Origin of the sequence: uncultured Campylobacter sp. (assembly GCF_937973075.1) — a bacterium.
Lineage (GTDB): Bacteria > Campylobacterota > Campylobacteria > Campylobacterales > Campylobacteraceae > Campylobacter_B.
The window spans coordinates 177,466-184,745 of sequence record NZ_CALBWL010000065.1; the positions used below are offsets into that span (position 1 = coordinate 177,466).

4 protein-coding genes are annotated in these 7,280 nt (G+C 46.9%); 3 read left to right on the top strand and 1 reads right to left on the bottom strand.

Annotated features, from left to right (window positions below):
* The first annotated feature begins 20 nt into the window (after positions 1-20).
* From Q0274_RS09425 to Q0274_RS09435, 3 genes are read left to right on the top strand one after another with little or no spacing between them, the layout of a single operon-like run.
* Positions 21-929: a bifunctional 2-polyprenyl-6-hydroxyphenol methylase/3-demethylubiquinol 3-O-methyltransferase UbiG gene (locus tag Q0274_RS09425; RefSeq protein ID WP_298029200.1), complete on the top strand. Its 909-nt coding sequence runs from the start codon at positions 21-23 to the stop codon at positions 927-929.
* The gene (locus Q0274_RS09430) at positions 892-1,764 is read left to right on the top strand and encodes a cytochrome c peroxidase (RefSeq protein ID WP_298029202.1); all 873 of its coding nucleotides are present in this window, start codon (positions 892-894) and stop codon (positions 1,762-1,764) included. Before Q0274_RS09425 ends, Q0274_RS09430 begins: the two co-directional genes overlap by 38 nt.
* Complete coding sequence (locus tag Q0274_RS09435; protein ID WP_298029204.1) at positions 1,754-4,174, top strand: EAL domain-containing protein; 2,421 nt, start codon at positions 1,754-1,756, stop codon at positions 4,172-4,174. Before Q0274_RS09430 ends, Q0274_RS09435 begins: the two co-directional genes overlap by 11 nt.
* Positions 4,175-4,732: 558 nt before the next feature.
* Here Q0274_RS09435 and Q0274_RS09440 read toward each other — a convergent pair.
* Positions 4,733-6,241: a succinate CoA transferase gene (locus Q0274_RS09440; RefSeq protein WP_298029206.1), complete on the bottom strand. Its 1,509-nt coding sequence runs from the start codon at positions 6,239-6,241 to the stop codon at positions 4,733-4,735.
* Positions 6,242-7,280: the final 1,039 nt, after the last annotated feature.

Sequence of the window (7,280 nt, forward strand, 5' to 3'; positions counted from 1 at the left end):
AAAAAATTTAAAGGCGAGCGGTGGAGAAAATCAGCGAAAAATCACATAAAAATAGCTGGGATAAAAAGTCCGAAAGTTACGCTAAATTTAACGGCGAGCTAGGGGATTTCGGCAAGCGGGTGTTTGAGATACTGCGCGGCTGGGGCGTGAGCTTTGCGGGCAAAAGCCTACTCGACGTGGGCGCCGGTACGGGGGTTTACTCGCTATATCTCGCGTCGCTGGGCGCTAAGGTTACGGCGATCGATAGCTCGGAGGGGATGCTACGCGAGCTAAGGCGCAGCGCGGAGGAGTTTGGCATCCCTTTGCAAAACGTATTAAATTTAAGCTTCGCGGAGTTTTGCGAGCGGCTGAGCCGCGATGGTTTTGCAAACGCGGCGGGCGAAAATTTTAAAATTTATCCGCGATCGCAAAGTAAAATTTCAAACTCGCAAGCTCAGGAAGCGCAGGCTTTAAATTTAAAAGACGCTGCGAGCAAAAGCCGCGAGAGCGAAAATTTTAAAATTCCCGCAGTTTTTGACATCGCGTTTCTTACGATGAGTCCCGCGCTAAAAAGCACGGAGGATTTTGAGGCGTTTTTGGCTTTGGGCGAGCGCAAAATTTATCTAAACTGGGCGAGCGAGCGCAATTCGTCGATGCTGGCGCCGCTGTTTGAGCGCTTCGGCACAGGAGCTAAAAGACTTGCTACCGCTGCCGAAAAGTTTGAGGCGCTGCTCGTGGCGCGCGACATCAAGTTTAAAAGCGAAATTTTAACCGAGAGGCGCGAGCAAAAACGCAGTCTGCGAGAAGCGGTGCAAAACGCCGCGTGGCACCTACATATGGACGGCGCGGAGGCTAGCGAGCGCGAGATCGAGGAGATTTTGAAAAAGCGGGCTAAAGGCGGGATGATAAGTGATGAGATCGAAGCGAGCTTTAAGCTGTTTTATATTTAGCCTGGCGCCGCTTTTAGGGCTTTGCGGCAATCTTTTTACGCCGCTTGAGATGCCTAAATATGACCCACAAAAGGCTCGGCTGGGCGCAAAGATTTTTACCGACGTAAGATTTAGCCGCAAAGGCCGCTCCTGCGAGAGCTGCCATAACTTCTATCTAAATGACTCGGGCGCTTCGGTGCGCGATGGACGCGTGCCTACGCTAATAAATTCTTATTACTTTGATCGCTACTTGGGCGATTATAATTTCGCGGGCTTTGAAGCGCGGATCGCGACGTCGGTTTTTAGTGAGAATGAACTGGACGCGAGCGAAGATAGAATTTTAGAGCTTATCAGGAAGAATTTAACCTACAAGCAGGCTTTTGAAAGTGCTTACGGTGAGGCGAATATGGCGAACTTCATTGATGCGCTAAAGGAATTTTTAAAGTCCAAAACGGCGATAAATTCCAAATTTGACCGATTTTTGCGCGGCGAGGTTAAGCTAAATGATGCCGAATATAACGGATATGTGCTTTTTGTGCGGCTGTGTTCGGCATGTCATAACGGCGTTAGCCTAGGCACCGGCAGCTTTACTAAAATTCGCCCAAGCGCGGAAGAGAAGGATGCACCTAGGCATAGGTTTACCTCCGACGGATTTGAGCTGCGCCGCGTGCCTAGCTTGCGCAATATCACGCAAACCGCGCCTTACGTAAACGGGCAGACGGATTTGCGTCTTGCGGTGCGGCAGATCGCAAAGGATCTGCTAAAATACGATCTTAGCGATGGGGAGCTTGATGCTTTGATGAGCTTTTTAGCTACGCTTAAAGGCGATATGACGGAGGCGCAGGATGAAAGATAAGATAATGTGGGCTTTGATGGTGGGGATTATGATATTAGGCATAATCATCGCCGGGAATTATTTCTCGTCGCTAAGAGATGTAGCGAGATTTAGCACGATTTCGCGCGAGCTAGCTTTGATCGATAACGCCGATAACCGCTTAAATATATTATTTGATGCAAAGATCGCAAGAAGGGACTTTTCGATTGCAAATGCCGATATGCGCGGCATCTATCAGGTGCTGCAAGCCTTACAAAAAGACAAAATCATCGATAAAATCGGACTTAGCAGCGATGTGCGCGCGATCGGAAGCGCTTTTAGCGATAAAATTTCACTTTTGGACGAGCTTGGGGCTTTAAATTCGCAGAATTTAATCCTTTTTCAAAGTCTGCAGCAAAAATTTTTATCCAGTGGCGCAAATGCGCAAAGAGCAAATCTCTACTCTCAAATTTTAGGGCTTAATTATAAAAATCGCTCCGAGATCTCTGCTTTAAAAAGTGCGCTAGAAAGCGCAGATGCGTCAAGCCCCGACGAAGCTGCGTTTATAGGAATCGCACGGCAAATTTTAAGGAATTTCGAGCGGCAAAATATCATTGTAAGCGATAATCTCTCGTTGCTCAACGAGCGCTTCGCAAGCCTGCGCGAGCGATTTTCTTACGCTAGCGAGGAGTTTTACGGCTCGTTTATGCAAATGACGATGCTTTACACGGCGGTGTTTTTGTCGTTTTTACTGCTTACTTACATCATAAATTCCGATGCTTTGCGTAGTAAACGCGCCCTCGCGCCCTATCACGCACTATGCGAACAAGCAGGCGAAGCGATAGTTTTAGCAGATCAAAACTTTAAAATTTTATACGCTAATAAAAGCGTGCTTAGCTTAAGCGGCTACGAACAAAGCGAGCTGGAAGGAAGCGATCTTGGAGTTTTGATGCCCAAAGATAAAGGGATCGAACTTCCTGCGATGGTAAATAAAAGCGCCAAAGATACGCGCCTGCTTCGTAAAAACGGCGAGCTAGCCGATGTGAGCCTAAGGCTATCAAATATCGCAGCTGCATCCAAGCCGCCGCTATATGCGCTTTACGCTCATGACATCGGCGAGCGCGAGATTATGAAGCTAGCTCTTGCGAGCGCGAAGGAGAGCTTAAACAATCAAGTCTATATCGATCATCTTACGGGCCAGGGCAACGAAGCAGCGCTATATGAGCTAATAAACGCCGAAAAAACGGGCGTAGCGATCTACATCACTATCGTAAATTTTGCAAATTTACGGCTTTTTTACAAGGCAGAAACGACGAATGAAATTCTGCGCTCCTTTGCGCGCACGCTTGCAATGTGTATCGAATCGCACGAGATCAAAGCTAGTATCTTTCGCATCCAATCGGATGAGTTTTGCCTATTTTACGAGGGACTAAATGTCGCGCGCGACGTGGAGATCATAAATAAATACTTCACCGACAAGGTCTTTAATCTCCATACCACCGAGGGCTTTGCGTCCGCGCCTTTAAATATCACGATGGGCGTAAGCGAGCGCGCCGACGTAGCGGGCGGCGCAAATAGGGTCTTTCAGGCGGTTATGGCGATGTATGAGGCGCAGAGCAAAAACGAGCACGTGGGCTTTTACTCGCGCCCAAATGCGATTGAGGAAAAATATCTGCAAAATCAGATTATGATCAACACCATTCAAAACGCGATCAAGAAAAACCAAGTATTTGTACTCGTCCAGCCTATATTTGATATCACCCACCGCGATCCTAGTGGTAACACCTACGGCACCGAGGGCGGTGATTATGTCCCGTTAGTATATGAAATTCTAATCCGCCTAATCGATCGTTCGGGCAAGACGCGCTGCCCGGGTGAGTTTATCGACATCGCAAAGCAGACCTCGCTTTACATCCCGCTAACTCAGGTCGTAATAAACGAAGCCTTTCGCTTGCTAGACCGCTTCGCAGGGACTTGCTTTAGCATAAATCTTTCATATTTTGACATCGCAAACGAAGGCATCAAGGAGCTTTTAGAGCGCAAGCTCGCATCCAGCCCAAATGCTTCAAATTTATTTATTGAAATTTTAGAAAGCGAGGAATTCGACGATTACGAGAGCCTACGCAGCTTCATCGCCGTAGCCAAAAACTACGGCTGCAAGGTCGCGATAGACGATTTTGGCAGCGGATACTCCAACTACTATAGAATTTTAACGCTCGATGTGGATTACATAAAGATCGACGGAGCGCTCATCAAAAATATCGCAAACGACAAAAACTCGCGCGCTATCGTCGAAACTATCGCTAACTTCGCGCGCAAGCAGGGCTACGAGCTCATCGCCGAATACGTAGAAAACCACGAAATTTCAATCATCTTAGAAGAGATGGGGATTAAATATATGCAAGGCTACTTCTACAGCAAACCGATGGAGCCCTCGAGGATAAAATTCTAATCTCATCTCGCCGCGACTTTATAGCCCGCCTCTTTAAATTTATAGCCCAAAGATCGCCTTCGTAAGGCGAGAAATTCTGATTTAGCAAGCCGACGCTTTAATTTATACGGAATTTATCTTGGTAGATACTGCGCGGTTTTATCGCAAACTTATGGCGCGTCTTATAGCTAGGATTGGCTTGGCAAATGAAGTGAGAGCTAAATTTAAAATTTGATAGCAGATTTATGGATGAAATTTTGCGAAGTTCAAAATTTTAAAATTCCAAGCCGTAGAATTTTAAAATTTGAAATGCGCGAGCTGCAAATTTAGGGCTAAATTTTAAAATTCCGAATCCCAAACCCGCCTGCAAATTTTAAAATTTTATGGCGTGAATTTCGATCCATTCGTTTTATAAACATTTCACGCGAGCTTTACAAAATAAAAATTTTAACGAGCTTTGCTCTAATTAGCGATAGAGCTTTCAAATGCAGGCGGAATTTTTAAGTGCAAACTTTCTTGCTTTCAGCAAGAATGGGTTTAAGCTTTAGGCTTTAGCGCATTAGCTCAAGCAAATTCGCTCTAAGCCTTCATACTCCCCGTATCCTTAAATCTTTGATGCCACGACAGCGCCTCGCTTAGGATGTGTGGAGTATGCCCCGCACAGGGCTGCGCGCATGCCCGCTCGAAATAATCTCTCAGCGCGTCTTGGTAAGTAGGGTGCGCGATGCTTATCATCGCGCGAGCCCGCTCACGAGGACATTTACCGCGCAGATCGGCGATGCCGTATTCGGTGATGATGACTTGAGTGTCGTGCTCGGTATGATCAACGTGACTCACGAACGGCACGATAGCGCTAATCGCGCCGCCTTTAGCGAGCGACGGGCTCAAAAATAGCGACAAATATCCGTTGCGAGCGAAGTCACCGCTACCGCCGATGCCATTTTTCATCTGCGAACCCATGACGTTAGTGGAGTTTACGTTGCCGTAGATGTCTGCCTCTAGCATGCCATTCATTGACACGACGCCAAGCCTTCTGATAAGCGCTGGTGAGTTGGAGACGTCTTGTGAGCGCAGTATGATGTGCTTGCGGTAGAAATCGATGTTTTTTTGAAATTCCTCGACGCCTGCGGGGCTAAGCGATAGCGCCGTGGCACTTGCAGTGCCTACGACGCTTCTTTTGATGAGATCTAGCATGCCGTCTTGAATCACCTCGGAGTAGCATTGCAGCCCTTGGTAGCCAGCATTTTGTAGCGAGCTAAGCACGGCGTTAGCGACGTTGCCGATGCCCGATTGTAGCGGCAGTAGCTTCTTTGCAGGAAGTCTGCCGCAAGCCTCCTCGTTTTTTAAGAATTTTACGACATTGCGCCCGATCGCACTTGAAATTTCGTCCACGGCAGTGAAATTATTGACGCGATCATGCGTCCTAGCCTCTATGACAGCGACTACTTTGGCAGAATCTACATGCATGTAGGGGCTACTTACGCGATCGCCTACCTGCTTGATCGGCAGATCCTCAGCATGCGGCGGCAGGCGCAGATCCGTAACATCGTGAATACCCTCCAGCTCAAGCGGCTGATAGTAATTTACTTCTAAAATCACGCGATCGGCGATATCGAGCCAGGCTTGGTTGTTGCCTAGCGATGTAGACGGCACGAGCTCACCGCTTTCTTTAATCGCCACTACTTCGATCACAGCAAAGTTTAGATGTGGAAAAAAGCCTGCCTTAAGCTGAGCAGCAAGGCTTGATAGATGCACGTCCGCGTATCGCACGGCGCCGCTATTTATCGCACGGCGCATATCGGCATCCGTAAAAAACGGCGCGCGAAAGCTCACAGCGCCTGCTTTTGCCAAAACTCCGTCTAAAAGCGGATCGGTCGATGCACCTGTAAAAATTTCGATTTGATAGGGCTCGCCTTTTTCGTGCAGTGCTGTCGCTCGTTGCGCTAGAGCTTGTGGTAGCGCTAGCGCGCAGCCCGCCCCAACAAAGCCGCTAAAGCCCACCGATGCGCCATTTGGGATCAGCTCGCAGGCTTCCTCGGCGCTCATAATTTTTGATTTTAGATATTTGTTTTGCACGCGTGAGTTCATTTTCCGTCCTAGCCGTGATTTGGGCGAAATTATAATATTTTTGCGCTAAATTTCAAAATCTAAAATTTGGTGCGCGAGCTAGGCTATAGAGCAAAATATGGGGCGTGGTAGGTTGGGATACGCCGTCAAACGCCTCCGATCGGGCTTTTTTTACTTCGGCGGTTTGCAATACCCGCTTGCACAAGCGCTCGGTAAATAGGGCTTTAGCGTGAGCTTATTTAATGATCTGGCTACGATATCATTAAACGCTTATCTCGCACCCAATCTTGCGGAATTTAGGCGCAAAATTTCATCGCATAATTTGTGGGCCGCGATATTTAAATTTAAGCTTCCTTTTGCAATTTAATCGCTCACCGCACTTAAATTTAAATTCCCGACTTGTAATTTTAAAATTTATCGCTCGTGGCATTTAAATTCCGCGGCTTGCTAGCCTTGAACTCATATTTGAAATTCCATCGCTTGCAGTACCACCTTTGCATGCCGCGCTTGGATTTTAATCCGCATTAATTGAAATTCCCTCTGCCTAAAATTCTTGCCTCTTCGCACAATATGGCAGTTTAAAATTTTAAATTTCGCGCTTTTTTGGGAGGGCGGCTCGACGTAGATACGCAAAATTTTGATAAATTTTACGCTTGCGAAATTCTAAAAATTATATCATCGTCACGACTAAATTTCAGATTTTGTTTAAATTCTAGTTCTTAAAATTTTAGCCTAGTCGTCACGCACGATTTGTAATTCAAAGAGCCTTGTTGCACAAATTCTAATTTCTGCTGAGTCTAAAATCGACGCCGCTTACGACGCAAATTTAAACGCGTTTTAGAATTTAAAATTTAGTCCGCCTTGTTACCATTTTCGGTCAAGCTTTACTAAAATTTCAGCAAATTTTATACTCGCAAAATTTTAAACTCTACCGCCGCAAAATAGGGTGAAATTTCATCTCTGCGGCTTGCCGTCGCCGAATTTTGCGATTATCTCCTCGCTGCAGCTTTCTTTGGGCGCCCAGCCTTCGCGCTTCATTCGCGCCAGATTGTCGCACGCC